A 2,356-nucleotide genomic window follows, 5' to 3' on the forward strand; every position below is an offset into this window, starting at 1 on the left:
TGCGCGGAAAATTTTGAGTATAGCTATTTACTACCACGCTCTACTGCCGGTTAGCAAAAAGGGAGCAGTTGCCAACTGGCAAGCTGCTCCCTTTTGTTTTCCACTAACGTTTTCTCGTTAGCTTAATGAGTTATCCTAATAAAATCAATCATTCGGCTCCTATAGAAATTAACTAAAAGAAAAGATTTTGAATTGTGTTATTAAGTAGACAGTAATGAGTACATTTATTGCGAGTATAAATGTTATTTTCAGATTAACTGAATATTTTATTAAATAACGACGAAAAACAAATGAAAGTAAGGTCATGATAACAAAATACCCAATCGGTATAACGAAACTATAAAACACTTTTTCTGTTGCACCAATGTCACCTGGTGGGGCATCTGCTGCTGTGAATCGCCCCATTGCTATCCATATCTTGAATACCCAGTAAAAAAAGAATGATGTGGTCGATGTAACTAATAGATAAGCTACATAGCTAATTACGCTAAGGTTAATCTTCAATCAGTTGCCTCCGATTTTATGCGATTTTTCATTATAAAGCCTTTAAGAAGCAATTACTTCATTAAAATAAGAAAGATTGTTGTATCCACATCAAGAAGCTCAGTAATCCTGTTATGCTGAATGTGATTAAGATAGTTACTATTCCTCTTGAAACAGACTTTAAATTTTTCTTACCTGTTAGTCCTATTATTCCAAGGATTAAAGTTATCAACGAAAGAACGTAAACAATATTCACGGCGTCCGGGTCAGATATTTCACCAATAAGTCTATAGAGTTCTGCCCAACTATAGACTGTCAAATATGAAACTAAACAAATTATTGAAAGGAAGAAAGACCATAAATTTAATTTTTCTCTCATAAATTTCACCTCCTCATATAGCTAATTAGGCATAAAAAATATACGATGGATTTTGTAGAATCTTAAACGATCATATGGTTCCGATAATCCTGAATGTTGTAATTTTTGGTTTCGTTAGGCAGTTTGAAGCATTAACTATATAGGAAAATAACCTCCAATCACAATACAGAAATTTACATCTAGAATTCAGTTAAAAGACAAGAAACACATAGGCTGTCCTAAAGTGGGTAGAGCGTTGGTTGGAACGAACATAATCAGATGATTCTCCGGCTCTGAATCTTCATTAAGCTATTCTGCTCGTAATTGAAAAGACGACAACCACGATTGGCTGCCGTCTTTTATTTATTATTTATTCAACTATCGTTTTTCCGTTAGTTCAACAGATTAATATAGATTAAAATCCAGATTCTTGCACTCTTTCAAGCCAATCACGTATAAGTGACTCAAATAATACAGCCTGTTCTATTTGAAGATTATGTCCCGCCCGATCAAGAACGGCAAAGGTTGCTCTAGGATAATTTTCTATAATTCTAAGAGCATCTATGTAACCAACAACTGCATCTTGTCGACCAAGAGTAAACACGGTTGGTTTGTCGAAAACTAATCCATCTTTATTAGTGGAAAACACATAGTTTCTCTGAATCTTGCTAAGAAAATCGTAGTCAGCGATTTTACAACCTGCCACGATCTCCTTAGAATACCTTTTCCAATTATATTCATTGAGAACGACTTGATTTGCGCTAAAATCATTTATTTGCTCTTCGCTTAAGGTGTCTATAAATTCACGATCATAATGAACAACAAAATGCTCAGGAAGGATTCTTCTTTCGTGCTCAGGAACAATTAACGGACAAATCAGTGCAACACCACGTATACGATCTATATGTCTATTGATAATACCTCTTGTGATATATCCACCGTAGGATTCGCCTGCTATGAGGTAATCTTGGTTTGGGATAAGAGCTTCTATAAGATCTATAACTGCTTCCAGCATATCATCTGAATTACATATTTTATCATAATCCTTTGTTTGTCCCATTCCAGGCAGGTCAAGATAAATACGACGCCAATCGGAGTTACCTTCAAATATCGGTTCCATGCACCCACTCATTAACCGATGATCTGGTGTAAAACCATGGATCATTATAATCGGTTTACCTATACCTATTTCCTCGTAATACATGTTGGCATTCTTAACTTTACAATATGGCACAGAGACTCCTCCAATGTTGAGCTAATTTATAATAACCACCTTACAGTAAAAAAACTACAGAACATTATAAGCAAAATATATGTATCGTTTTAATTTTATATATAGATATTACATTTGTAAAGAACACTTGTTCTGTACACTGGGTTAAACAAACCTGCTGGTTAGCAAATAGGGAGCAGTTGCCAACTGGCAAGCTGCTCCCTTTTGTTTTCAACTAACGTTTTACCGTTAGCGTAACAATAAATTTAGATTATAGCATTGAATCCGCTATTTTTTGGATT

General features: G+C 34.8%; 2 protein-coding genes. Both read right to left on the reverse strand.

What is annotated here, in order from left to right:
* Positions 1 to 565 precede the first annotated feature (565 nt).
* The gene (locus GQY27_RS21110) at positions 566 to 862 is read right to left on the reverse strand and encodes a hypothetical protein (RefSeq protein WP_160037232.1); all 297 of its coding nucleotides are present in this window, start codon (positions 860 to 862) and stop codon (positions 566 to 568) included.
* A gap of 394 nt (positions 863 to 1,256) precedes the next feature.
* Entirely contained in the window at positions 1,257 to 2,075 is an 819-nt protein-coding gene (locus GQY27_RS21115) for an alpha/beta fold hydrolase (protein ID WP_160037233.1), read from the reverse strand.
* Positions 2,076 to 2,356: the final 281 nt, after the last annotated feature.

The sequence above is a fragment of the Paenibacillus sp. An7 genome, assembly GCF_009870785.1.
In the GTDB taxonomy this organism is placed as follows: Bacteria; Bacillota; Bacilli; order Paenibacillales; family Paenibacillaceae; genus Paenibacillus.